This window comes from Streptococcus sp. CP1998 (assembly GCF_041026655.1).
GTDB lineage: Bacteria > Bacillota > Bacilli > Lactobacillales > Streptococcaceae > Streptococcus > Streptococcus dentalis.
Window position 1 is genome coordinate 1,009,267 of the sequence record NZ_CP163380.1, and the last position, 25,249, is coordinate 1,034,515.

General features: G+C 42.2%; 25 protein-coding genes and 3 tRNA genes. 20 read left to right on the top strand and 8 right to left on the bottom strand.

The annotated features are described in order from the left end of the window. Complete coding sequence (locus tag AB4X21_RS05235) at positions 1-411, top strand: hypothetical protein (protein WP_369088345.1); 411 nt, start codon at positions 1-3, stop codon at positions 409-411. A gap of 57 nt (positions 412-468) precedes the next feature. Here AB4X21_RS05235 and plsY read toward each other — a convergent pair whose 3' ends face one another. Beyond that, positions 469-1,110 (bottom strand): glycerol-3-phosphate 1-O-acyltransferase PlsY, encoded by a 642-nt coding sequence (plsY, locus tag AB4X21_RS05240; protein WP_369088369.1) that lies wholly within the window; start codon positions 1,108-1,110, stop codon positions 469-471. 190 nt (positions 1,111-1,300) lie between these two features. On the opposite strand from plsY, the gene parE reads away from it, so the two are divergent. The 10 genes from parE (at position 1,301) to AB4X21_RS05290 (ending at position 10,813) form a co-directional block, all read left to right on the top strand. Continuing rightward, complete coding sequence (gene parE / locus AB4X21_RS05245; protein WP_118398066.1) at positions 1,301-3,250, top strand: DNA topoisomerase IV subunit B; 1,950 nt, start codon at positions 1,301-1,303, stop codon at positions 3,248-3,250. 55 nt (positions 3,251-3,305) lie between these two features. Then, on the top strand, positions 3,306-4,124 hold the full coding sequence (locus AB4X21_RS05250) for an aminoglycoside 6-adenylyltransferase (RefSeq protein WP_369088346.1): 819 nt from the start codon (positions 3,306-3,308) through the stop codon (positions 4,122-4,124). 172 nt (positions 4,125-4,296) lie between these two features. Beyond that, on the top strand, positions 4,297-6,750 hold the full coding sequence (gene parC, locus AB4X21_RS05255; RefSeq protein ID WP_369088347.1) for a DNA topoisomerase IV subunit A: 2,454 nt from the start codon (positions 4,297-4,299) through the stop codon (positions 6,748-6,750). Between the two features lie 175 nt (positions 6,751-6,925). Further along, positions 6,926-7,948 (top strand): branched-chain amino acid aminotransferase, encoded by a 1,023-nt coding sequence (locus AB4X21_RS05260; RefSeq protein ID WP_369088348.1) that lies wholly within the window; start codon positions 6,926-6,928, stop codon positions 7,946-7,948. Between the two features lie 235 nt (positions 7,949-8,183). Beyond that, positions 8,184-8,414 carry a DUF2969 domain-containing protein gene (locus tag AB4X21_RS05265; RefSeq protein ID WP_003003589.1) on the top strand — a complete coding sequence of 77 codons (231 nt, stop codon included), beginning with the start codon at positions 8,184-8,186 and terminating at the stop codon, positions 8,412-8,414. A 52-nt stretch (positions 8,415-8,466) separates the two neighbouring features. After that, positions 8,467-8,547: transfer RNA gene (locus AB4X21_RS05270), tRNA-Tyr, on the top strand. A 49-nt stretch (positions 8,548-8,596) separates the two neighbouring features. Further along, a tRNA-Gln gene (locus tag AB4X21_RS05275) sits at positions 8,597-8,668 on the top strand. Between the two features lie 168 nt (positions 8,669-8,836). Further along, on the top strand, positions 8,837-10,036 hold the full coding sequence (rpsA, locus tag AB4X21_RS05280) for a 30S ribosomal protein S1 (RefSeq protein ID WP_369088349.1): 1,200 nt from the start codon (positions 8,837-8,839) through the stop codon (positions 10,034-10,036). A 232-nt stretch (positions 10,037-10,268) separates the two neighbouring features. Continuing rightward, a tRNA-Arg gene (locus AB4X21_RS05285) sits at positions 10,269-10,340 on the top strand. A 56-nt stretch (positions 10,341-10,396) separates the two neighbouring features. Next, entirely contained in the window at positions 10,397-10,813 is a 417-nt protein-coding gene (locus AB4X21_RS05290) for an NUDIX hydrolase (protein WP_214254898.1), read from the top strand. Positions 10,814-10,856: 43 nt separating this feature from the next. Here AB4X21_RS05290 and AB4X21_RS05295 read toward each other — a convergent pair whose 3' ends face one another. Then, the gene (locus tag AB4X21_RS05295; RefSeq protein ID WP_369088350.1) at positions 10,857-11,843 is read right to left on the bottom strand and encodes an L-lactate dehydrogenase; all 987 of its coding nucleotides are present in this window, start codon (positions 11,841-11,843) and stop codon (positions 10,857-10,859) included. A gap of 198 nt (positions 11,844-12,041) precedes the next feature. Between AB4X21_RS05295 and gyrA the strand changes: the two genes are divergently transcribed. From gyrA to radC, 4 genes are all read left to right on the top strand, one after another. Next, entirely contained in the window at positions 12,042-14,498 is a 2,457-nt protein-coding gene (gyrA, locus tag AB4X21_RS05300; RefSeq protein WP_320910728.1) for a DNA gyrase subunit A, read from the top strand. Positions 14,499-14,511: 13 nt separating this feature from the next. Further along, positions 14,512-15,249 carry a class A sortase gene (locus tag AB4X21_RS05305; protein ID WP_369088351.1) on the top strand — a complete coding sequence of 246 codons (738 nt, stop codon included), beginning with the start codon at positions 14,512-14,514 and terminating at the stop codon, positions 15,247-15,249. Positions 15,250-15,418: 169 nt separating this feature from the next. Continuing rightward, complete coding sequence (locus AB4X21_RS05310; protein ID WP_003003299.1) at positions 15,419-15,697, top strand: hypothetical protein; 279 nt, start codon at positions 15,419-15,421, stop codon at positions 15,695-15,697. 54 nt (positions 15,698-15,751) lie between these two features. After that, complete coding sequence (gene radC / locus AB4X21_RS05315) at positions 15,752-16,435, top strand: DNA repair protein RadC (protein ID WP_003011667.1); 684 nt, start codon at positions 15,752-15,754, stop codon at positions 16,433-16,435. A gap of 52 nt (positions 16,436-16,487) precedes the next feature. Here the strand turns inward: radC and AB4X21_RS05320 are convergent, their stop codons facing one another. The 6 genes from AB4X21_RS05320 to AB4X21_RS05345 all read right to left on the bottom strand — a co-directional run bounded on the left by AB4X21_RS05320 (position 16,488) and on the right by AB4X21_RS05345 (position 20,548). Beyond that, the gene (locus AB4X21_RS05320) at positions 16,488-17,135 is read right to left on the bottom strand and encodes a redox-sensing transcriptional repressor Rex (RefSeq protein WP_320910727.1); all 648 of its coding nucleotides are present in this window, start codon (positions 17,133-17,135) and stop codon (positions 16,488-16,490) included. Positions 17,136-17,265: 130 nt separating this feature from the next. Further along, complete coding sequence (locus tag AB4X21_RS05325) at positions 17,266-17,481, bottom strand: DUF4649 family protein (RefSeq protein WP_151379063.1); 216 nt, start codon at positions 17,479-17,481, stop codon at positions 17,266-17,268. 1 nt (position 17,482) lies between these two features. Next, complete coding sequence (locus AB4X21_RS05330; RefSeq protein ID WP_003003501.1) at positions 17,483-17,830, bottom strand: DUF1831 domain-containing protein; 348 nt, start codon at positions 17,828-17,830, stop codon at positions 17,483-17,485. Between the two features lie 9 nt (positions 17,831-17,839). After that, positions 17,840-18,952, bottom strand: coding sequence for a cysteine desulfurase family protein (locus tag AB4X21_RS05335; RefSeq protein ID WP_369087579.1), 1,113 nt, complete (start codon positions 18,950-18,952; stop codon positions 17,840-17,842). A 9-nt stretch (positions 18,953-18,961) separates the two neighbouring features. Further along, positions 18,962-19,918 (bottom strand): ribose-phosphate diphosphokinase, encoded by a 957-nt coding sequence (locus tag AB4X21_RS05340; RefSeq protein WP_003007186.1) that lies wholly within the window; start codon positions 19,916-19,918, stop codon positions 18,962-18,964. Between the two features lie 72 nt (positions 19,919-19,990). Beyond that, complete coding sequence (locus AB4X21_RS05345; RefSeq protein WP_320910725.1) at positions 19,991-20,548, bottom strand: CYTH domain-containing protein; 558 nt, start codon at positions 20,546-20,548, stop codon at positions 19,991-19,993. Between the two features lie 95 nt (positions 20,549-20,643). Here AB4X21_RS05345 and AB4X21_RS05350 point away from each other — a divergent pair, with 95 nt between their 5' ends. From AB4X21_RS05350 to mutY, 5 genes are all read left to right on the top strand, one after another. Then, positions 20,644-21,315, top strand: coding sequence for a GTP pyrophosphokinase family protein (locus AB4X21_RS05350; RefSeq protein ID WP_003003504.1), 672 nt, complete (start codon positions 20,644-20,646; stop codon positions 21,313-21,315). Continuing rightward, complete coding sequence (locus tag AB4X21_RS05355) at positions 21,299-22,117, top strand: NAD kinase (RefSeq protein WP_303660007.1); 819 nt, start codon at positions 21,299-21,301, stop codon at positions 22,115-22,117. The genes AB4X21_RS05350 and AB4X21_RS05355 overlap by 17 nt, the downstream gene beginning before the upstream one ends. Next, the gene (locus tag AB4X21_RS05360) at positions 22,114-23,007 is read left to right on the top strand and encodes an RluA family pseudouridine synthase (RefSeq protein ID WP_369087580.1); all 894 of its coding nucleotides are present in this window, start codon (positions 22,114-22,116) and stop codon (positions 23,005-23,007) included. The genes AB4X21_RS05355 and AB4X21_RS05360 overlap by 4 nt, the downstream gene beginning before the upstream one ends. A 21-nt stretch (positions 23,008-23,028) precedes the next feature. Further along, complete coding sequence (gene pta / locus AB4X21_RS05365; RefSeq protein WP_369087581.1) at positions 23,029-24,003, top strand: phosphate acetyltransferase; 975 nt, start codon at positions 23,029-23,031, stop codon at positions 24,001-24,003. Positions 24,004-24,094: 91 nt separating this feature from the next. Further along, positions 24,095-25,249, top strand: coding sequence for an A/G-specific adenine glycosylase (mutY, locus tag AB4X21_RS05370; RefSeq protein ID WP_320910723.1), 1,155 nt, complete (start codon positions 24,095-24,097; stop codon positions 25,247-25,249).

The window sequence follows — 25,249 nt, forward strand, 5'->3', positions numbered from 1 at the left end:
ATGATTTCAAGAGATGCATTTTTAGAAAGAATCAATCAGGAGGGATTTTCATTTAGTATTGACATCCCGCGCAGAAATTTTTCGGATTTTACATCATTAGTTCGGAGAAAAAGAATTTCAGAAGAAGACCTCTATCAGTTGTTTTATAACTATTGTCAGGAGCTAGAAAACTGTTTGAAAGAAGCAGGGGAGAAACGACGCTTACTCTTCAATAAATTTCCAGTTAGCCCCGTTCATGATAAATATAAAACGAAATTTGATACAGTGGCACCCAACGGACGGGAGTTCCGCTTTGAGTTTGTCTTTAGCAATGACAATCGTTTAAAAGTTTATCATCTTATCGAAACGGTTAATGGTCGTAGGAAAAAAACACCTATGGAAATACTGATGGACTTAGTCGATGCTTTATAATGAAGATCTGTTCAAAAGTATAAGGGGGTTCCAACCAAAAAAACTAGAGCGCATACTCTAGTTTTTTGGTTGTTGATGGGTGATGTTTTTTCCCCAAGGGATAAGATTTTCTTTTTTCTCTTTGATCCGTTGGATATTGTCCTTGTGACGAAGAATGATCAAGGTTGCTAGGGCCAAGACAATGACTGTAAAAAGCGGATCATAGCTGTGCAAGATCCATCCAGTCAATGGGAGAAGGAGGACCGAAAGAATGGCGAGTAGCGCAACGGTAACACTCGAAAACGAAATCATACTGGTTAAATAAAGGATGGCTACAAAATACACAGCTAAAATGAGTAGCAGGATAGGCGAGAAACCAAGTAAGACACCAGCACTCGTCGCCACTGCCTTTCCACCCTTAAATCCAGCAAAAATTGGGAAAGTGTGCCCCAAAACGGCTAAGAGACCAAAGACCATTGGCGAGATCCCCTGAATTCCAAAGAAAGTAGGAAGGAGAACGGCCAAAGTTCCTTTCAAGAAATCAATCGCAAAGACGATGATCCCAGCTTTCTTCCCTAGAATCCGAAAGGTATTGGTCGTTCCTGTATTGCCCGAGCCATGTTCTCGTAAATTAATATGGAAAAAGATTTTCCCAATCCATAATCCCGAAGGAATGGAGCCTAACAGATAGGCTAAAATTAAAACACTTATTTCTTTCATCATACCTTCATTATATCAAAAAGCCAACGATAGAAAAAGCAATTTCTGGAGTTCAAGTGTGACATCTGAAGAAAGTGTCCAGCCAGCTTTTTTTACTGAGATATAGAAATCTCCATATAGAGAGAAAAAATTTTGCAAAATTTCCTAAAAAACTGTAATATAGAAAAGATGAACAAACAGGAGGTTCCTTGTGGCAAAAAAGGAAATCAATATTAATAATTATAATGACGATGCCATTCAGGTACTAGAAGGGTTGGATGCAGTCCGTAAACGTCCAGGGATGTATATCGGATCGACCGATGGAAATGGCTTGCATCACATGGTCTGGGAGATCGTGGATAATGCGGTCGATGAAGCCTTGTCTGGCTTTGGCTCACAAATCGATGTAACGATTAATAAAGATGGTTCGCTATCGGTAGAAGACCAGGGACGTGGAATGCCGACCGGGATGCATGCTATGGGCAAACCAACCGTTGAGGTGATCTTTACGGTCCTCCACGCCGGAGGAAAGTTTGGTCAAGGAGGCTATAAGACATCTGGAGGTCTTCACGGAGTGGGATCTTCTGTCGTCAATGCCCTTTCTAGCTGGCTTGAGGTAGAAATTACCCGTGATGGAGCTGTCTACAAGCAACGTTTTGAAGATGGGGGAAAACCAGTTACGACCCTTGAAAAGATTGGCTCTGCTCCCAAGTCTAAGACAGGGACCAAGGTCACCTTCATGCCAGATCCAACCATCTTTTCAACGACGGATTTCAAATTCAATACCATTGCTGAGCGAATCAAAGAATCAGCCTTCTTGCTTAAGGATGTGACGCTGACGCTGACCGATCTCCGTAAGGAAGAAGACAACCATGTGGCCTTTCATTATGAAAATGGTGTCCAAGATTTCGTAGAGTACTTGAATGAAGATAAGGAAACCTTGACACCCGTTCTCTACTTTAGTGGCGAATCAGATGGTTTTCAGGTAGAAGTGGCCATGCAATACAATGATGGCTACTCAGATAATATCTTGTCTTTCGTCAATAATGTCCGCACCAAGGATGGGGGAACCCATGAGACGGGTCTGAAGACAGCCATTACCAAGGCTATGAATGACTATGCAAGAAAGACGGGTCTTCTCAAAGAAAAAGACAAGAACCTAGAGGGATCAGACTACCGTGAAGGTTTGTCTGCTGTTCTTTCTATCTTGGTTCCAGAAGCCCACTTGCAGTTTGAAGGGCAAACCAAAGACAAATTAGGAAGTCCCTTGGCTCGTCCAGTCGTCGATAGCATTGTTTCTGATAAATTGACATTCTTCCTCATGGAAAATGGAGAATTGGCTTCTAATCTCATTCGTAAGGCTATAAAGGCCCGGGATGCGCGTGAAGCCGCTCGAAAAGCGCGGGATGAAAGTCGAAATGGTAAGAAGAGCAAAAAGGACAAGGGACTTTTGTCTGGTAAATTGACACCAGCCCAGTCTAAAAATCCTAAGAAGAATGAACTCTATCTGGTCGAAGGAGACTCAGCCGGCGGTTCTGCCAAACAAGGACGAGACCGGAAGTTCCAAGCGATTCTTCCACTTCGTGGGAAGGTTCTTAATACTGAGAAGGCCAATATGAGTGATATCCTCAAAAACGAGGAAATCAACACCATGATTTACACCATCGGTGCTGGAGTTGGAGCAGATTTCTCAGTGGAAGATGCTAACTATGATAAGATCATCATCATGACCGATGCGGATACGGATGGTGCCCACATTCAAACCTTGCTCCTAACTTTCTTCTATCGCTATATGCGACCTTTGGTAGAAGCTGGACATGTCTATATTGCGCTTCCTCCTCTTTATAAGATGTCGAAAGGCAAAGGCAAGAAAGAAGAAGTCGCCTATGCTTGGACAGATAGCGAATTAGAAGAGTTGCGTCGGACCTTTGGCCGTGGAGCAACCCTTCAACGTTACAAAGGGTTGGGGGAAATGAATGCGGATCAGCTTTGGGAAACCACCATGAATCCAGAAACTCGTACCTTGATCCGTGTCACGATTGATGATTTAGCGCGTGCAGAACGTCGTGTTTCCGTCCTCATGGGCGATAAGGCTGCACCACGTCGTCAATGGATCGAAGATAACGTTAAGTTTACCTTAGAAGAGAATACAATTTTTTAATCACTTTCTACTATAAAGTAAATAAGCTGGGATGTAGAAATGGTAAGGAATCGACATGAGAACTGATACAGAAATGATGAATCTGATTTTGCAAATAGCTGAGTCCTTGCAAGTGGAAGCAGTGGCCTTATCCGGTTCGCGAGCCAATCCTCGGGCACCCAAAGACGAGTTTCAAGATTATGATGTGGTCTATATCGTTGATGATCTAGAAGACCTGATTTCAGATTTATCCTGGTTGGATCAGTACGGAAACCGATTCATCGAACAGCACAACCGACTGGGACATCGTCGTCTGTATCTCATGCTCTTTGAAGATGGGAATCGCATTGATTTGACCCTCTGTCCCAAGGAGTCTATCCAAGAGTGGGTGGATAGCGAGGCTGGTTTCAAAGTCTTAAAAGATGACAAAGGTTTGTTTGACTCTTACATTCCTAGTCCGAAGCGCTATTGGACCGCTCCGCCTACCGAAGAAGATTTTGCAGCCTCCTGCAATGAATTTTGGTGGGTATCGGCTTATGTCGTCAAGGCCATTCGAAGAAAGCAACTCATCTATGCGACTGATCACCTCTATGGCATTTGTCAGCAAGAATTGCTCAAGGTCTTAGCTTGGCAGGTGACAAGCGATAAGGGAGCAGTTGATATCGGAAAGAACTACAAGTACCTCTTCCAGTATCTACCAGGCGGGCAAGAGAAGGAGTTCTCAGCACTGCTTGATTTATCTAGTATCGATAAAATCACTCAGTCTTTATTTGCTACCATGGGGCTATTCAATCGAGAAGCTCAAATTCTGGCCCAAAAGATGGGGTTTACTTACGATAAGGAAGTAGCAGAAAAAATGACTTCTTATGCTAAAGAGAAACTTTCTAATCATTAATGAATCTATTTTAAACATCAGAAAGGGACGTTTGGTTACTTGGTGTAACCGAATTCCTTTTTCCTAAAAGACTACTCAACATTCTTTGAAAGGAGTTGAACACGCCCTAAGTGCTGTGTGAAAAAGATAAATTTTCTATTTTCCTTTGCATTTTACGGGCGTTGTACCCTATATGAGTAATATTCAAAATATGTCCCTAGAGGACATCATGGGGGAGCGCTTTGGTCGCTACTCCAAATACATTATTCAAGAACGGGCTCTTCCTGATATTCGGGATGGCTTGAAACCTGTTCAACGGCGGATTCTTTATTCTATGAATAAGGACGGCAATACCCATGACAAGGGCTACCGCAAGTCTGCCAAGTCTGTCGGAAATATCATGGGGAATTTTCATCCTCATGGGGATTCTTCTATTTATGATGCCATGGTCCGCATGTCTCAGGACTGGAAAAACCGCGAGATCCTTGTAGAAATGCACGGAAACAATGGTTCCATGGATGGTGATCCACCAGCGGCCATGCGTTATACCGAGGCGCGTTTGTCTGAAATCGCTGGTTATCTTTTGCAAGATATCGAAAAGAACACAGTGCCGTTTGCCTGGAACTTTGATGATACTGAAAAAGAGCCAACTGTTTTGCCGGCAGCCTTTCCAAATCTCTTGGTCAATGGGGCAACAGGGATTTCAGCTGGTTACGCGACAGATATTCCGCCACACAACCTTGCTGAAGTCATCGATGCCGTGGTCTACATGATCGACCATCCATCTGCCAAGGTAGACAAGCTCATGGAGTTTCTACCTGGACCTGATTTCCCAACTGGTGCCATTATTCAGGGACGGGATGAGATCAAGAAAGCCTATGAAACTGGTAAGGGCCGGGTGGTTGTCCGCTCTAAGACAGAGATCGAGCAGCTCAAAGGCGGTAAGCAGCAAATCGTTGTTACCGAGATCCCTTATGAGATCAACAAGGCAGTCTTGGTCAAGAAGATCGACGATGTCCGTGTTAACAACAAGGTGGCCGGTATTGCGGAAGTCCGGGATGAGTCTGACCGGGATGGTCTTCGCGTTGCCATTGAGCTTAAGAAAGACGCCAATGCCGATCTAATCTTGAACTACTTGTTCAAGTACACAGACTTGCAGGTCAACTACAACTTCAATATGGTGGCGATTGACAATTATACCCCTCGACAAGTGGGGATTGTACCGATTCTCTCTAGCTACATTGCTCACCGTCGGGATATCATTGTCTCTCGCTCGCGCTTTGACAAGGAAAAAGCCGAACGACGTCTCCACATCGTAGAGGGCTTGATCCGCGTCATTTCCATCCTGGATGAAGTGATTGCCTTGATCCGTGCTTCTGATAATAAGGCAGATGCTAAAGAAAACCTCAAGGTCAGCTACGATTTCACGGAAGAACAAGCAGAAGCTATTGTTACCTTGCAATTGTACCGTTTGACCAATACAGATATCGTGACCTTGGAAGAAGAACATGCCAGTCTCAAGGAGCAAATCGCGACCTTGGCAGCCATCATTGGGGATGAACGGACCATGTTCAATCTCATGAAGAAGGAATTGCGTGAAGTCAAGAAGCTCTTTGGGAATCCGCGTCGCAGTGAATTGCAAGACACTGCTAAAACGATCGAGATTGATACAGCCAGTCTCATTGTTGAAGAGGAAACCTTCGTAAGTGTGACCCGTGCTGGATATATCAAACGGACCTCGCCTCGTTCTTTCAATGCGTCAACACTGGAAGAAGTCGGTAAGCGGGACGATGACGAGTTGATTTTCGTAGAGCCTGCTAAGACCACTCAGCATCTCTTACTCTTTACCAACTTGGGGAATGCCATTTATCGACCAATTCACGAATTGACAGATACCAAGTGGAAGGATATCGGAGAGCACCTCAGTCAGACCTTGACCAATTTCGAGCAAGAGGAAGAAATTCTCTTTACGGAGATTGTGGATCAGTTTGAGGGAGTAACCTACTTTGCAGCAACTCAACAAGGACAAATCAAGCGCTTTGAACGCAAAGAATTGAGCCCATGGCGGACTTATCGTTCTAAATCGACTAAGTATGCTAAGCTCAAAGACCAAGACGACCGTATCGTAGCGGTTGCGCCAGTTGTCCTGGAAGATATCATGATCATTACTAAAAATGGGTACGGGTTGCGCTTCAATATTGAAGAGGTTCCTGTCGTAGGAGCCAAAGCAGCAGGGGTCAAAGCCATTAACCTCAAAGACGGAGATCAAGTTGCTACCGCCTTTAAGTCGACAACTCCAAGCATGTACATTCTGACTCAACGAGGCAGCCTCAAACGGATGTTACAAGACGATATTCCTGTGACCAGTCGAGCTAAAAGGGGACTACAGGTCTTGCGTGAGTTGAAAAATAAACCACATCGCGTCTTAAAGGCAGGTCCAGTCTTCACTGACCAGGGAGATTTTGATCTCTTTACGAACCAAGAAGAAGTGGCAGAACAAGATCAAATCCTTCAGATCACTTCTACAACAGGTCAGGTGACAGAAGTTGATTTGACACAATTAAGCATTTCTGAAAGAACAAGCAATGGATCCTTTGTCAGCGATACCATTTCGGATCAAGAAGTTTTTTCAGCTACTATCAAATAAAAGAAAGCGTCGGTCCATTCTAGGACTGACTTTCTTTGAAAATAAATTTTCTGAAAATTGAAAATTTCGCTTGAAATTCTCATGAAATGGTGTACAATAGTGTACATAGATTGAGAAACTGAATCGACCTGCATCAGATCGACAAGGAATAGAAAGAATTAAAAGGAGCACTATCATGACAGTATCACTTGATTGGGAAAACCTTGGCTTTTCATATATGAAATTACCCTATCGCTATTTGGCACATTATCGCAATGGAGCTTGGGAAAAAGGGGAATTGACAGAAGATGCGACCTTGCATTTGTCCGAATCTTCTCCAAGTTTGCATTACGGTCAGCAAGCCTTTGAAGGGTTGAAAGCCTACCGTACAAAAGATGGAAGTATCCAATTGTTCCGTCCAGATCAAAATGCCAAACGTTTGCAACGCACAGCAGATCGGTTGCTGATGCCTCAAGTACCTGTTGACATGTTTGTAGATGCTTGTAAGGCAGTGGTAAAAGCCAATGAAGAGTATGTTCCACCATATGGTACAGGAGCTACCCTTTACCTTCGTCCACTTTTGATTGGGGTTGGTGATATTATTGGTGTGCATCCAGCAGATGAGTATATCTTTACCATCTTTGCCATGCCTGTCGGTAACTATTTTAAAGGTGGTTTGGTCCCAACGAACTTCTTGATTCAAGATGAGTATGACCGTCTTTGCACCACATGGTACAGGGGCGCAAAAGTTGGTGGGAACTATGCAGCTAGTATGTTGCCAGGTAAGATTGCGCATGATCGTAACTTCTCTGACGTGATTTACCTTGATCCAGCGACGCACACCAAGATTGAAGAAGTAGGTTCTGCAAACTTCTTTGGTATCACTGCTAGTAACGAATTTGTGACGCCATTGAGTCCGTCTATTTTGCCATCGATCACCAAGTACTCTTTGCTTTACTTGGCAGAACACCGTCTTGGTATGACACCAATTGAAGGGGATGTCTTTATCAATGATTTGGATCGCTTCGTAGAAGCAGGAGCTTGTGGTACCGCAGCTGTCATCTCTCCGATCGGAGGCGTTCAACACGGGGATGACTTCCATGTCTTCTATTCTGAAACAGAAGTAGGTCCTGTCACACGTAAACTTTATGACGAGTTGACCGGTATCCAATTTGGTGATGTCGAAGCGCCAGAAGGATGGATTGTCAAAGTCGATTAAACCGAAAGCGTCTGAGACAAAAGTGTCCAGACTTCAATGAGAACGAGTCTTAACGAAAGAACGCAGTCGTTAATGTTTCTCTTCATTCGCTTTTAGGAATAAAAGAGTGACGAATGACTCTTGCGGGGGTGGGATAAAGAAGGAATTTCTAACTAAATTCTTTCTGCCCACTCCCTTTTCTCTTGCGTCATCAAGAGAATTTTTGTAAAATAGAAAAAGTGAAAAGAGGGTTGAAATGAGTAAAAAAGATAAGAAAATTGAGATTCAAATCGTTGATAGTAAAGTAACCGTCGGGAAAGACACTTTTGATGGTTTCACTTTGTCCATTGGAAAGAAAACGATTGGGGAAATTGCAGACATGGCAGGTCAGTTTGCCATTATCAAAAATGGAAATGTGGATTCTCTTTACAAAAAACTTGAAAAAGCCGTTGAAATTTTAATAGAAAATTATAATTTGAATAAATAAGGGCTTGCAATCAAAATAAATCAATGGTATAATAGATCCTGTTGATTTATATGGAGAGATAGCGAAGAGGCTAAACGCGGCGGACTGTAAATCCGCTCCTTCGGGTTCGGGGGTTCGAATCCCTCTCTCTCCATTAGCGTTCATTGTGACGATGATAAAGTGACTAATGTCAGCGCTCTTTTTGGGGTATAGCCAAGCGGTAAGGCAAGGGACTTTGACTCCCTCATGCGTTGGTTCGAATCCAGCTACCCCAGTTCTAGGTAATATCAGATAAGGTGGTAAAATATCTACTCAGGTATTTTATTTCTTTATATGAAGAAGTCGTTGTAGATCATTTTGATTTCGTTGCGAGTGCTTGCTTAGGAAAAATAATTATAAGTATGTCAAGTTTTAGAAAACTTGATTGTTGGAGGATTTTTTAGATGAATGAATTTGAAGATTTGCTAAACAGTGTTAGCCAAGTTGAACCAGGTGACGTTGTTACTGCTGAAGTATTGACAGTTGACGCGAACCAAGCTAACGTTGCAATCTCTGGAACTGGTGTCGAAGGTGTTTTGACTCTTCGCGAATTGACAAACGATCGTGATGCTGACATCAATGACTTGGTAAAACCAGGTGAAACACTTGAATTGCTTGTTCTTCGTCAAGTAGTTGGTAAAGATACTGATACAGTAACTTACCTTGTATCTAAAAAACGTTTGGAAGCTCGCAAAGCATGGGACAAATTGGTCGGACGTGAAGAAGAAGTTGTTACTGTTAAAGGAACTCGCGCTGTTAAAGGCGGCCTTTCAGTAGAATTTGAAGGACTTCGTGGATTTATTCCAGCTTCAATGCTTGATACTCGTTTTGTACGTAACACTGAACGTTTCGTAGGTCAAGAATTTGATGCTAAAATCAAAGAAGTAGATCCAAAAGAAAACCGCTTTATCCTTTCACGTCGTGAAGTTGTTGAAGCTGAATCAGTTGCAAGACGCGCAGAAGTATTTGGTAAATTGAACGTTGGTGATATCGTAACTGGTAAAGTTGCACGTATCACAAGCTTCGGTGCTTTCATCGACCTTGGTGGTGTTGATGGATTGGTTCACTTGACAGAATTGTCACACGAACGCAACGTATCACCTAAATCAGTTGTAACTGTTGGTGAAGAAATCCAAGTGAAAGTTCTTGACTTGAACGAAGAAGAAGGTCGTGTATCCCTTTCATTGAAAGCTACAACACCTGGACCTTGGGATGGCGTTGAACAAAAATTGGCTGCTGGTGATGTTATCGAAGGAACTGTTAAACGTTTGACTGACTTCGGTGCATTCGTTGAAGTATTGCCAGGTATTGACGGACTTGTACACATCTCACAAATTTCACACAAACGTGTTGAAAATCCAAAAGATGTTCTTAAAGTTGGACAAGAAGTAACTGTTAAAGTTCTTGAAGTAAATGCTGCTGATGAGCGTGTATCACTTTCTATCAAAGCTCTTGAAGAACGTCCAGCTCAAGAAGAAGGCGAAAAACAAGAAAAACGTCAATCTCGCCCACGTCGTCCAAAACAAGAAAAACGTGACTTTGATCTTCCAGAAACTCAAACTGGATTCTCAATGGCTGACTTGTTTGGCGATATCGAATTGTAATATTCAAAAGAGGCTGGGACAAAAGTCCTAGCCTCTTTAATTGTTTTTGGATTTTCGAGCAAGACGCAGTGGTTGAGTGGCCTCTACTACGCTGATTTCATCAGCTTTTACAGCCCTACTCAACTGTGCGGAGGTGTGACGACGAAATCGAATTCTAACGAATTACCGTTTTCTGTCCCACTCTCTTTTTTACTTGTAAAATTCTCAAGAATTTGATATACTATAACAGTTGCCACCCTTAGTGTAATGGATATCACGTAAGATTCCGGTTCTTGAGATGGGGGTTCGATTCCCTCAGGGTGGATGATTCATAACGAGACTCCTCGGAGTCTTTTTTGCTCTTTCTTGGAGGAACATGCAATGACAGTAAAATTAATCGCCCATACCTTGATTGAGAAAGACGGGAAGTATCTCCTTATCAAACGCTCGAAAATAAAGCGAGGTCTCCCTAATGTCTATCCATCTTATTGGGATATTCCAGGTGGAAGTGTAGAAGAGAATGAATTGCCCAGAGAGGCTGCTCTACGTGAGGCTATGGAGGAGGTTAATCAAAAGCTTCGGATTAATAAGATTATCCACGAAGATAGTCAATTTGATGCTAGCAAAGATACTGTCTTTACACGCCTAGTTTATGCTGGCGAGATTTTGGAAGAGCGTGATTTTATATTAGATCCAGAAGAGCATACAGACTTTATCTGGATTTCTTCTTTGAAAGACATAGAGAGCAATCTCGTTGTGCCTTATTTGCTTGAAATCCTTGCTGACAAATCCAAATAAAGCAACTAAAAAACATCCCCTTTTAATAAGGAGATGTTTTTTCTTAGTTTTTAGAAGCTGCTTGGAATTCAGGGTTTTTCCATGCTTCATCAATAATTGCTTTCAATTCATCAGCAGAAGCTTTCATTTTTTGTTGTTCCGCATCGTTCAATGGGATGTTCACTGGACGAACAATACCGTGTGCACCTACGATGGCAGGTTGACCGATAAAGACGTTGCTAACACCATATTGACCTTCTTGGAATACAGAAAGTGGAAGTACTGCATTTTCGTCATCAAGGATTGCTTTAGTGATACGAGCAAGGGCAACAGCGATACCGTAGTATGTAGCACCTTTTTTGTTGATGATAGTGTAAGCAGCGTCACGAACGCCTTCAAACAATTCAATCAATTCAGTTTCTTGAACGTTTTGAGTGTCTTTAAGGAATTCTTCAAGGTTTACCCCAGCGATGTTAGCGTGTGACCATACTGCGAATTCTGAGTCACCGTGTTCACCCATGATGTAGGCGTGTACTGAACGAGCGTCCACATCCAATTTTTCAGCCAAAGCTTGACGGAAACGAGCTGAGTCAAGAGAAGTACCTGATCCGATAACACGTTCTTTAGGGAATCCAGAGAATTTCCATGTAGAGTATGTCAATACGTCAACTGGGTTAGCAGCTACAAGGAAGATACCGTTAAATCCAGATTTCACAACTTCTGTAACGATTGATTTGTTGATCGCAAGGTTTTTACCAACAAGGTCAAGGCGTGTTTCACCTGGTTTTTGAGGAGCACCTGCAGTAATTACAACAAGGTCAGCGTCTGCACAGTCAGCGTACTCAGCCGCATAGATCTTCTTAGGTGAAGTGAAGGCAAGGGCGTGGCTAAGGTCAAGCGCATCTCCAACAGCTTTTTCGTGCAATTGAGGAATTTCGATAATTCCAAGCTCTTGTGCAATTCCTTGGTTGACAAGTGCAAATGCATAAGATGAACCTACGGCACCGTCACCGACAAGGATAACTTTTTTGTGTTGTTTAGTCAAATTCATGAGTCTAAACGTCTCCTTCATATTTTTTTGAGATAGATTCTCATACGTCTTCATTCTACCACTTTTGAAAGTCTTTGTCATCTGATACAGTATGAATCCTTGATGTAAACGTTTTTACATTTGTACTCCTTAGAAGAAAAATAGGCTAAAATGTGTTATAATAGTATGGTGAATTAAGTAAAGAGAGGCATTTTTTGAATGCAGGATAAGAATCTAATTGATGTGAATTTAACATCAGAAATGAAGACGAGTTTTATCGATTATGCCATGAGTGTTATCGTTGCTCGTGCCCTCCCTGATGTTCGGGATGGTTTGAAACCTGTTCACCGTCGTATTTTGTACGGAATGAATGAATTAGGTGTTACACCAGATAAACCACATAAGAAATCAGCCCGTATCACAGGGGATGTTATGGGTAAATACCACCCACACGGGGATTCCTCTATTTATGAAGCCATGGTTCGGATGGCGCAATGGTGGAGTTATCGCTACATGTTAGTAGACGGTCATGGAAACTTTGGTTCTATGGACGGTGATGGTGCCGCTGCACAACGGTATACAGAAGCTCGTATGAGTAAGATCGCTCTTGAAATGTTGCGGGATATCAACAAAAATACAGTTGATTTCGCTGATAACTACGATGCCAGCGAGCGCGAACCTTTGGTCCTCCCTGCACGTTTCCCTAACCTTCTCGTTAATGGTGCTACAGGGATTGCCGTTGGGATGGCAACCAATATTCCTCCACACAATTTGGGAGAAACCATTGACGCAGTGAAGTTGATGATGGATAATCCTGAGGTAACGACCCGTGAACTCATGGAAGTTCTTCCTGGTCCAGATTTTCCGACAGGTGCTTTGGTCATGGGGAAATCAGGTATCCACAAAGCCTATGAAACCGGAAAAGGCTCAATCGTTCTTCGTTCTCGTACAGAGATTGAAGTAACCAAGAGTGGCCGTGAACGGATTGTTGTTACTGAGTTCCCTTATATGGTCAATAAAACCAAGGTTCACGAGCACATCGTTCGCTTGGTGCAAGAAAAACGGATCGAAGGGATTACAGCTGTACGGGATGAATCAAACCGTGAAGGGGTTCGTTTTGTGATTGAGGTCCGCCGAGATGCTTCGGCTAACGTTATTTTGAACAATCTCTTTAAGATGACTCAAATGCAAACCAATTTTGGATTCAATATGTTGGCGATCCAAAATGGTGTTCCAAAGATTCTTTCTCTTCGCCAAATTTTAGGGGCTTATATTGAGCACCAGAAAGAAGTGGTGACTCGACGGACCATCTTTGATAAAGAAAAAGCGGAAGCACGTGCCCATATTTTAGAAGGTTTGCTGATTGCCTTGGATCACATAGATGAAGTGATCCGGATTATCCGCAATAGCCGGACAGACGCTGAAGCACAGGCTGAATTGATGGCGAAGTTCAAACTTTCTGAACGTCAAAGTCAAGCCATTTTGGACATGCGTCTTCGTCGTTTGACCGGTTTGGAACGAGACAAGATCCAAAGTGAATATGATGATTTGGTTGCCCTGATTGCTGATTTGGTTGACATTTTGTCTAAACCAGAACGTGTGGCTACCATCATCAAAGAAGAATTGGAAGAAGTCAAACGCAAGTTTGGTGATGCTCGCCGAACTGAGTTGATGATCGGAGAAGTCCTTTCTCTTGAAGATGAGGACTTGATTGAAGAAACAGATGTCTTGATCACCCTTTCGAATAAAGGCTACATCAAACGTCTGGACCAAGCGGAATTTACGGCTCAAAAACGTGGTGGACGAGGGGTTCAAGGAACTGGTGTCAAAGATGATGACTTTGTTCGGGAACTGGTATCTACGAGCACCCATGATCATTTGCTCTTCTTTACCAATAAGGGACGTGTCTATCGTCTGAAAGGTTATGAGATTCCAGAATATGGTCGGACAGCTAAAGGATTACCAATCGTCAATCTCTTAAAATTGGACGAAGGTGAATCGATTCAAACCATTATTAATGTGGAGCAAGACCGCAGGGACGAAGCCTACCTCTTCTTTACGACGCGAAAAGGTTTGGTCAAGCGGACCAATGTAGCTGAATTTTCAAATATTCGTCAGAACGGTCTGAAAGCGCTGAATCTGCGCGATGAGGATGAATTAATCAATGTCTTCCTTACAGATGGCAACACTGATGTTATTATCGGTACCAAGTATGGTTATTCTGTCCGCTTTAATGAGGCTGTAGTCCGAAATATGGGACGTTCTGCCACAGGTGTACGTGGTGTGAATCTCCGTGAAGGAGACAAGGTTGTTGGAGCTAGTGTCGTTACGGATCAAGATGAAGTATTGATCATCACTGAAAAAGGGTATGGTAAGCGTACAATGGCTAGCGAATACCCAACCAAAGGCCGTGGTGGTAAAGGAATCAAGACAGCCAATATTACAGAGAAAAATGGTCCGTTAGCTGGTCTTTTAACTGTTAAAGGGGATGAAGATCTGATGATTATTACCGATACAGGAGTCATGATTCGCACAAATGTTGGGAATATCTCTCAAACGGGTCGTTCAACTCAGGGTGTGAAAGTTATGAGACTGGATCAGGATGCGAAAATTGTGACCTTTACAACAGTCCAGCCTGATGATAAAGATGAAGAAGTAGTGGAAGAAAACGAATAGATAAGGGGACAGTATGTCACGCAGAAGAAAAAAGAAAAAGAGTTTACGCAATACTCTTATCAACATCGTTGCAACACTTTTGATTATTCTCTCGCTTCTCTTAATTTTCAATGCTCCGATCCGAAATATGATTATGGTTTGGCATACCAACCAATACCAGGTTAGCAAGGTCGATAAAAACACCATTGATAAGAATAAAAAAGTGAAAACGAGCTTTGATTTCCAACATGTTAAGTCACTCTCGACGGAAGCTGTGATCAATGCCCAATGGAAGGCTCAGAAACTTCCTGTGATTGGGGGAATTTCGATTCCTGAATTGAACATGAATCTTCCGATTTTTAAGGGACTAGAAAACGTAGCCCTCTACTATGGGGCAGGGACCATGAAGGAAAACCAAGTTATGGGGCAAGGCAATTATTCTCTCGCCAGTCACCATGTATTTGGCTTAACTGGTGCAAATGCCATGTTGTTTTCACCATTAGAGAAAGCCAAGGCTGGTATGAAGATCTACATCACGGACAAAGAGAAAGTCTATACTTATGTCATCTCGTCAGTTGAGACAGTGACTCCAGACCGTGTAGATGTTATTCAAGATCGTGAAGGCGTTAATGAGATCACTTTGGTGACCTGTGAGGATGCGACTTACCGTACGATTGTAAAAGGGAATTTGGAAACCTCTGTTGACTATGACAAGGCTCCAAAAGACATCCTGGATTCATTCAGCAAGTCTTATAATCAAATGCAACTTTAAGAAAATAAAGTCCGAGACAGAAATGTCTGGGCTTTTTCTATGTAGGAAACTAGGAGAAATTCTTGTAAAATTGTAAGAGATTGGTAATATTATGTAAGGAACTTGTCATAATATTGAGGGAAATTCAGTATATAATAGAGGAGAAAGAGTATGATAAGGAGGTAGGATAGTGACAAAAGAGCGAATTTATCATCTCTTGCATCATTTCTATAATCTCTTAGTAAATGATTTTCCACGAAATGGATTAATTACGAAAGGAATCTACGAAGTAGAACAGGTTTACCAAGCTTTAGAGGCCATTCCTCAGAGTCAGGAGTACCTGATTCGCTGTGAAATTCAACAGTTTTTAAAGGAGCTTGAACAAGTTCAAACAGGTTATCAGATCCGCTTTAATAAAGATGAAGTATTAGTGTTAGATGATTTGAAGCAAGAAATTGCCTGCAAATAATGAAAGGTCGTCGTTTTCTCTATTTATTACGAATTAATAAGTGAGGAGGAAATTATGTACGACATATCATTTATTGAACCGTCTTTGCTTCCTAGGGAACGTTTGGTTTCTGAAGGGGTGGATAAGCTGAGTCATCAGGAATTGTTATCCATTCTCTTGCGAACAGGCAATAAGCAAAAAAGCGTTTATGAGATTGCACAAGGTCTTTTGAGTTCGGTTAATAGTTTAAAGGAGTTAAGTCAATTAACCCTAGAGGAGCTACAGGAAATCTCTGGTATTGGCCGGGTGAAGGCCATCGAACTTCAAGCTGTGATTGAGTTTGGACGAAGGATTCATAAAGACGAATTGATGAGTTCTGAACAAATCATGAGTAGTCAGAAATTGGCCCATAAAATTCAACAGGAAATCGGCCATAAGAAACAGGAGCACCTGGTTGCCCTTTATTTGAATACGCAGAATGAAATTATTCATCAACAGACCATTTTTATTGGAACAGTGAATCGAAGTATTGCGGAGCCACGTGAAATCCTACATTATGCACTAAAACACATGGCGACGTCCATCATCTTGGCTCACAATCATCCATCTGGTGCCGTATTTCCCAGTAAAAACGATGATGAAGTAACGCATCGAGTCTTAGAGGCCTGTGAAGTGATGGGTTTAACCCTATTGGATCACTTGATTGTATCTGAAGAAAATTACTATAGTTATCGAGAAGAAACAGATTATTTAGTTTAAAAAAGGTTGGAATCCTCTGGTTCCAACCTTTTTGTTGTTAAAGTATAAGTCTTTATTCTTCGTTTTTTCGCATGAAATAAAGGAGTGTTTGCAATTCACTGGTGAGGTCGACATATTGGACGACGACATCTTTAGGAACTGTCAGATGCACTGGTGAGAAGCTGAGAATCCCTTTGACCCCAGCGTCTACCAAAAGGCTAGCCACTTCTTGAGCCTTGACGCTTGGAACAGTTAGGATGGCTGTTTGAATGCCTTCTTGTTTGAGCTTTTCTTTAATAGAGGAAATACCGTAAATGGGAATTCCGTCCTTACTTTTGGTATTGATCAGTTCATGATCGTCAAGATCAAACGCCATGACAATTTTCATCTTATTGCGTTCATGGAAGCGATAGTTGAGAAGCGCACTTCCCATATTTCCGATCCCCACAATAGCGACATTGGTAATGGCATTATCATTTAAGAGATCCGCAAAGAAGTTCATCAGTTTTTTTACGTCATAACCAAATCCCCGTCTTCCTAATTCACCAAAATAAGAAAAATCTCGGCGAACGGTAGCAGAGTCAATCCCAATTGCATCCGCAATTTGCTTGGAATTGACGCGCTCTATTTTTTCAGAGTTAAAGCGTTTAAAAATGCGGTAGTAGAGCGATAAGCGTTTTGCTGTTGCGCGTGGAATTGGAGTATTTTTATCATGTTTCACAATATCACAACCTTTCCCTCTTATTGTATAGGAAGATTGTGAAAAAATCAACTATGTAGACCGATTTTTCAAAAATATATTTGTCTAACTAAAAAGCTGATGGTGATGGGAGAGTTCCATCATCATCAGCTTAGTTTTTAGCTTGTTCTAATTTTTTCAAAAAAGCATAGAGTCCATCGACACGCCCCGTATAGGGGAGCTTTTCACCCTTGTATTCAATGGAAACGATTGAGTAAGAGTCAGGTAAGGTTACACAGCCTGAAAAAGCTAAGATGCAGGCTGCAAGGTCGGGATAAGTAGTCGTTCGTTCTACTTGGTACGCGTCGATATAAGTTAGGGTTACCATATTAAACCTCTGTTTTGTTGAAAATTTCTCTTTCAACGAGACTATCCATTAAGAAATAGAATTTTTGTTGGATAATGTCATTTTCTGGATTTTTAAAGATATTAACCAGGCGAAGACCTGACTTATCTGTAATATTGATTTTAAAACCAGTGAGGTCTTTGTTGAAGATAATTTTAAGCAGGAAACCTTCACCGCTATTTGGAACAGCTTCGAGCAAACGATTCAACTCGTAATTTCCAACTTTTGTAACAGCAAATGTATTGTCACGTAAGGTATATTTTTTAATATTTGGGTGAAGACTATAGGTATATTTGCAGTCTTTCAATGTGATACTAGTTTCAAAAGTCATATTGTTCTCCTATGATAAAATTTCTTTAAGTTTTGTGAGGAAGTCTTGAACCTCCTCTATGGTATTGAGTTCTGAAAAACTAATTCGAAGGGATTCTTTTAGGCGTGAGCTATCTTTTCCATAGAGCGCCTCAAGGACATGGCTGGGTTGAATGGTACCTGCGGTACAAGCAGAACCTGTAGAGACAGAAATTCCAGCAAGATCGAGTCGCATCAATAATACATCATTTTGGACACCCGGAAAGCCAAGGTTCCAAACAAATGGAAGATGATCATCATTCGCATTTACGTAGTAGTCGTAGGCTGCTAAACCATTGACTAGTTCTTGGCCGAGTTTTTGAACCTGGTTGAAATTTTCTTCTTGATGAAGTGTAGCTTGCTGAAGCGCGGTTGCCATCCCGACAATTGAAATGAGATTTTCCGTGCTGGCTCTCATCTTACTTTCCTGATCCCCACCATGTAAGAGATTATCAAAATCTTTGACGGCCGCATAAAGGAAGCCGACTCCCTTAGGGCCATGGAATTTGTGGGCAGAAGCACTGAGAAAATCAATTCCCAACTCTTCGGGATAGACAGGGACCTTTCCAATTGCTTGGACAGCATCAACGTGAAAGGCAGCTGGATGATCTTTTAAGAGTTCTCCGATTTCTTTAATCGGTAACAGATCGCCTGTCTCATTATTGGCAAACATGGTAGAGACAAGAATAGTATCCGGTCTAAGTGCAGCCTTGATATCACTAGACTGAATGCGTCCATCTCTTGGTTGGACGATCGTAACTTCAAATCCGAAACGTTCTACAAGATATTCGATGGGTTCTAGAACCGCATGGTGTTCCAAAGCGGTAGTAATGATGTGTTTGCCATCTGCTTGGTGTTTCAAGCAGTAGCCTTTTATAACGGTATTATTACTTTCTGATCCACCTGAAGTGAAGAAAATACGATTTGGAATAGTATGGAGAGACTGAGCAATTTGCTCGCGAGATTCTCGGAGAAGTTTACTAGCCATCCGTCCATGAGCATGGAGGCTCGATGGATTTCCAAAAGTGGTCTTCATGGTTTCAGACATTTTATCAATGACTTCAGGTAGAAGGGGAGTTGTTGCGGCATTATCAAAATATATCACATTAAGACCTTATTTCTTGTGGTAGGCAAATAGAGGACTAACAGGTTTTCTTTCTTGAATGCGAACAATAGCTTCAGCGATCAGTTCGCTAGCTGTCAGATAGTTAATATTTTTTGGTGTTGGCCCATTTGGAGCAACAGAATCGGTTACTAAGATTTCTTTGATCGGAGCTTGGTCTAATAACTCGACAGCTCCTTTCACAAATAAGCCATGGCTTGAAACAGCATAAATTTCAGTAGCTCCTTCGCGTTCGACGATTTTCGCAGCTTCTGAGAATGTCTTACCAGTATTGAGGATATCGTCAATCAAGATCGCTTTCTTATCTTTGACATCCCCGATAATATAGCCATAATCACGGTTCGCATCATCTTGCTCGTAATCAATGATCGCAATCGGTGCATCAAGATATTCAGCTAAACTACGAGCCCGTTTGACACCAGAGTTTTTAGGACTGACGACTACGACATCAGGCCCTGTTAGACCTTTATTAATGTAGTGTTCTGCAAAAAGTGGAATGGTAAAGAGGTTATCTACGGCAATATCGAAGAAACCTTGAACTTGCACTGCATGGAGATCCAGTGTGACGACGCGATCCACCCCAGCTTTGACCAACATGTTTGCGACGAGCTTAGCAGTAATTGGTTCACGAGGAGCAGCTGTACGGTCTTGGCGGGCATAACCGAAGTAAGGCATGACCACATTGACAGTATTTGCGCTGGCCCGTTGGCAAGCATCCACCATAATTAACAGTTCCATCAAGTGATTGTTGACAGGGAAACTGGTTGATTGAATGATATAAATATCATATCCACGAACACTTTCCTCAATATTGACTTGGATTTCACCATCTGAGAATTGACGGGATGAAATTTTCCCAAGTGGAACCCCAGCGTGATCCGCGATTTTTTGCGCAATCTCTGGATTTGAATTGAGAGAGAAGAGCTTCATATTTTTTTTATCTGACATGTGATTCCAACCTCATTTAGATTTTTGATCTTAGCACTATTTTAGCAAAAATTTGCGATAATTTCAGCTATTTTACAATCTTTCCGCTAATCTGGCGATTTTATTTTTTGCTGCTTTGTAGACGATCCCATGGTCTGTCATGAACTGATGGAAATTATCTTCCTGCTCAGCAGTTTCGACCTCGATTTCCAACTCATAATCTTCAGTATCTAGATAGAGATTGTGGTCTAGTGCCACTATGCCTTCAGCTGTTTCTTTTTCGAATCGTTCTGTTGTAAGGCTCCCCCAAACAGCCAGTTGTTCAACAGGGATTCCTTTTAACATCAAGAGGTTTTTGATTTCCCCATCAGGAAACTGTTGGTGTTGAAGGATCGCCTGGGTTTCGTCTTGGCTGAGGTCTTGATTGTACTCGAAATGGCCAACTGCTTCAGGGACCTTGAGAGTCAATTCAGCCTGATCTGTGAAAGTACGCACCCGCAAGGCCATTTTTTCCTTACGGATGAGCTGGTCAGGTGTATCGATATAGTGATTGGTTTGGACAACCAATTCTGTATCAGCAAAAAGTGGAAGGAGGGATTGGTATTCCTCCTTGTCTAGCATGGTTTTGTATTCAATTTCTAAATGGTTCATTTTGTGGTCCTTTGCTTTTTTTCAAAAGCGATTCATGATATAATAAGAGATGTGTTTATTGTATACAAAAATGGTTCAGATTACAAGGTGGTAGGATGGCAATTGATTGGGAAAACTTCTTAGATCCGTATATCCAAGCAGTTGGGGAATTAAAAATCAAACTGCGTGGGATTCGTAAGCAATATCGTAAGCAACAAAAGCATTCTCCAATTGAGTTTGTTACAGGACGGGTCAAACCGATTGAGAGTATTCGTGAAAAGATGATCCGAAGAAATATTTCTGAAGAAAATCTGGCTCAGGATATGCAAGATATTGCTGGTCTTCGCATCATGGTTCAGTTTGTGGACGATGTGGATGAGATCCTAGAGGTTCTGAGACAACGGCAGGATATGCGCGTGGTCCAAGAGCGAGACTACATCCGCCACAAGAAATCAAGTGGCTACCGGAGTTACCACGTCGTTGTCGAGTACCCGGTCGATACCATTGATGGAAATGAAACGATCTTAGCAGAGATTCAAATTCGGACCTTGTCCATGAATTTTTGGGCAACCATTGAACACTCGCTTAATTATAAATATAAAGGAGACTTTCCAGACGAGATCAAAAAACGCTTAGAGACGACAGCAAACCTGGCCTATCTCTTGGATGAAGAGATGGGGGCAATTCGGGATGCGATTCAGGAGGCTCAAGCCCTGTTTGATCCACTTCATCGTAAGTTAAATGATGGCGTTGGAAATAGTGATGACACAGATGAAGACTACAGGTAAAAAAGTATCCATTATTCGCAATCGCAAGCGTCAAAGTGAAGAGGTTTTTCAGCAGTTGCGCTACAAGCTTCGAAAAAATAATTTTATTTTGACGGAGAAGCATCCGGATATTGTGATTTCAATTGGTGGTGATGGGATGTTGCTATCGGCCTTTCACAAGTATGAACAGCAGTTGGATCGCGTGCGTTTTATCGGCGTCCATACTGGACACTTAGGATTTTATACGGATTACTTAGACAGTGAAATCGATAAGTTGGTTGAGAATTTAAAATATGATACAGGTGCCAAGGTTTCTTACCCTATTTTGAATGTCAAGATCACTTTCGACAATGGGGAAACCCGTACCATGAGGGCTTTGAACGAAGCGACGATTAAGAGAAGCGACCGGACCATGGTTGCCGATCTCACGATTAATGGAGTGGATTTTGAGCGCTTCAGAGGAGACGGGATTACCGTTTCGACTCCTACAGGAAGTACGGCTTACAACAAATCCTTGGGAGGAGCAGTCCTTCACCCAACTATTGAGGCGCTACAGATCGCTGAGATCGCCAGTCTCAACAACCGTGTTTATCGTACCTTGGGTTCCTCTGTCATTGTCCCTAAAAAGGATAAGATCGAGATTACACCGACAAGACCTGGCTTCCACATTATCTCTGTTGATAATTCAACCTATTCTTACCGCAATATTGCAAAGGTAGAATACCAGATTGACAACCATAAGATTAATTTTGTGGCCAGCTCCAGTCATACCAGTTTCTGGAATCGGGTCAAGGATGCCTTTATCGGAGATGATAGAGAATGAGATTTGAATTCATTGTCGATGAGCATGTCAAGGTCAAGACCTTCCTGAAAAAGCATGAGGTTTCTAAGGGTCTCTTAGCAAAGATTAAGTTTCGTGGTGGCCAGATCCTTGTCAATGGACGTTCGGAGAATGCAATTTATTTATTGGATATTGGGGATCGCTTGGTCATTGATATTCCAGCAGAAGAAGGGTTCGAAACTCTGAAACCCATGGATCGATCTTTGGATATTTTGTTTGAAGATGATCATTTTTTGATCTTAAACAAACCCTTTGGGATTGCTTCTATTCCAAGTGCGATTCATTCCAATACCTTAGCCAATTTTGTAAAAGGCTATTATGTGAAACAGGGCTATGAGAACCAGCAGGTCCACATTGTCACTCGCTTGGACAAGGATACAAGTGGCGTCATGCTCTTTGCCAAACATGGCTATGCCCATGCCCGCTTGGATAAGCAATTGCAGTCTAAAACGATTCAGAAACGCTATTATGCCTTGGTCAAGGGATCTGGGAAGCTTGATCCTGTCGGAGAGATTATTGCTCCGATTGCGCGTGATGAAAATTCAATTATTACCCGCAAGGTAGCTAAAGGTGGCAAGTATGCTCATACTAGCTACCAGGTCGTTCAATCTTTTGGTGATATTCGCCTAGTGGATATTCAGTTACACACAGGTCGAACCCATCAGATCCGAGTTCATTTTTCCCATATTGGTTTTCCGCTCTTGGGAGATGATCTATATGGCGGCAGTTTAGAAGACGGCATTGAGCGCCAAGCCCTTCATTGTCATCGTCTATCCTATTATCATCCATTTCTAGAGGAAGAATTGGTCATAGAAAGTCCACTACCTCCAGATTTCCAAGCTGTATTAACACAGCTTCAAACAAGTTATTAATTATTAAAAGGAGTAAAACTCATGGAAGTTTTCGAAAATCTCAAAGCCAACCTCGTTGGTAAGAATGCACGTATTGTATTACCAGAAGGTGAAGAACCTCGTATTCTCCAAGCGACAAAACGTATTGTAAACGAGACAGAGGTAACCCCTGTCTTGCTTGGTAATCCGGATAAAATTCGGATTTATCTTGAAATTGAAGGGGTTTTGGATGGATATGAAGTCATCGATCCTCATTCTTATCCAGGTTTTGAAGAAATGGTAGCTTCCTTGGTAGAACGTCGTAAGGGCAAAATGACGGAAGAAGAAGCGCGTCAAGTCTTGAAAGACGACGTTAACTATTTCGGTGTGATGATGGTTCACATGGGAATCGTTGATGGGATGGTATCTGGTGCGATTCATTCGACTGCCGCAACTGTTCGTCCAGCCCTTCAAATTATCAAAACTCGTCCAAATGTCAAACGGACTTCAGGGGCTTTCCTCATGGTTCGTGGATCTGAACGCTACTTGTTTGGGGACTGTGCCATCAACATCAATCCGGATGCTGAAGGATTAGCCGAAATTGCCATCAATTCAGCTATCACTGCCAAGATGTTTGGTATTGATCCAAAAATTGCTATGTTGAGCTATTCAACAAAAGGATCTGGTTTCGGTGAAAGTGTTGATAAAGTAGTGGAAGCGACTAAACTCGCTCATGAACTTCGTCCAGACCTTGAAATTGACGGAGAATTGCAATTTGACGCAGCCTTTGTCCCTGCAACTGCAGCCTTGAAGGCTCCAGGAAGCAAGGTAGCAGGTCAAGCCAATGTCTTTATCTTCCCTGGTATTGAAGCAGGTAACATTGGATACAAGATGGCAGAACGTCTTGGTGGCTTTGCGGCGGTAGGTCCAGTATTGCAAGGGTTGAACAAACCAGTTAACGACCTTTCTCGCGGATGTAATGCAGATGACGTTTATAAATTGACCTTGATTACAGCAGCTCAGGCTGTGGAACAATAAGAATAATTGAAAGGCTTAGGAATTTCCTAGGCCTTTTTATGGTAGAGTCAGAATCTCTAAACTTGAACTCATTCTATGGTATACTAGGAATATGTTAGATTTAAATGATTACGGGATTATCATGTGGGAGGAGGAAAAAATTGCCTCTTTCCGAGAAAAGTTATTAGGCTGGTATGATTCCAATAAACGGGATCTCCCCTGGAGAAGGACGCAGGATCCTTATAAAATTTGGATTTCAGAAATTATGCTCCAGCAGACACGTGTCGATACGGTGATTCCTTATTATGAGCGTTTTTTAGATTGGTTTCCGACGATTGCGGATCTGGCTCAGGCACCTGAGGAAAAGCTCTTAAAAGCTTGGGAAGGTCTTGGCTATTATTCTCGCGTACGGAATATGCAGAAAGCAGCCCAGCAAATCATGGAGGACCATGGGGGTATTTTCCCATCAAGTTATGACGAAATATCAAAACTCAAGGGGATTGGACCTTATACAGCTGGTGCCATTGCCAGTATTGCTTTTAGCTTGCCAGAGCCGGCAGTGGATGGCAATGTTATGCGGGTTCTAGCTCGTTTATTTGAGGTCGACTACGATATCGGAATCCCAACCAATCGTAAGATTTTTCAAGCTATGATGGAAGTCTTGATTGATCCAGACCGTCCTGGTGATTTTAATCAGGCTTTGATGGATTTGGGCTCAGATATTGAGTCCCCAGTCAATCCACGGCCAGAAGAAAGTCCTGTCAAGGAGTTTAGCGCGGCCTACCAACATGGAACCATGGATCGTTATCCCATCAAGGCTCCTAAGAAGAAACCGGTACCTGTCTATCTAACAGCCTTTATTATCAAGGATAGTCAAGGGCGCTACTTGCTGGAGAAAAATGAGCGAGAAGGGCTTTTGTCTGGTTTTTGGCATTTCCCTTTGATCGAAGTGGATAGCCTTTCTGATCCCTTTGGACAATTGTCGTTATTAGATGGTAATGGAGAAGCAGGAGATAACCCAGAAATTCTTTCCTTTGAACAGGACTATGAATTGGCCATTGATTGGCAAGACAGATCGTATCCTATCGTCCAGCATGTCTTTTCGCATCGCAAATGGCAGGTTCAGATCCGATTCGGCCTGGTAAAAGAAGGAGAACAGCCAGCAAGTGAATCGACTGTTTGGTTAACACCAGAAGAATTTTCGGACTATCCTTTTGCTAAACCCCAGCAAAAGATTTGGACGACTTTTTCGGAAAATGAAAAATAG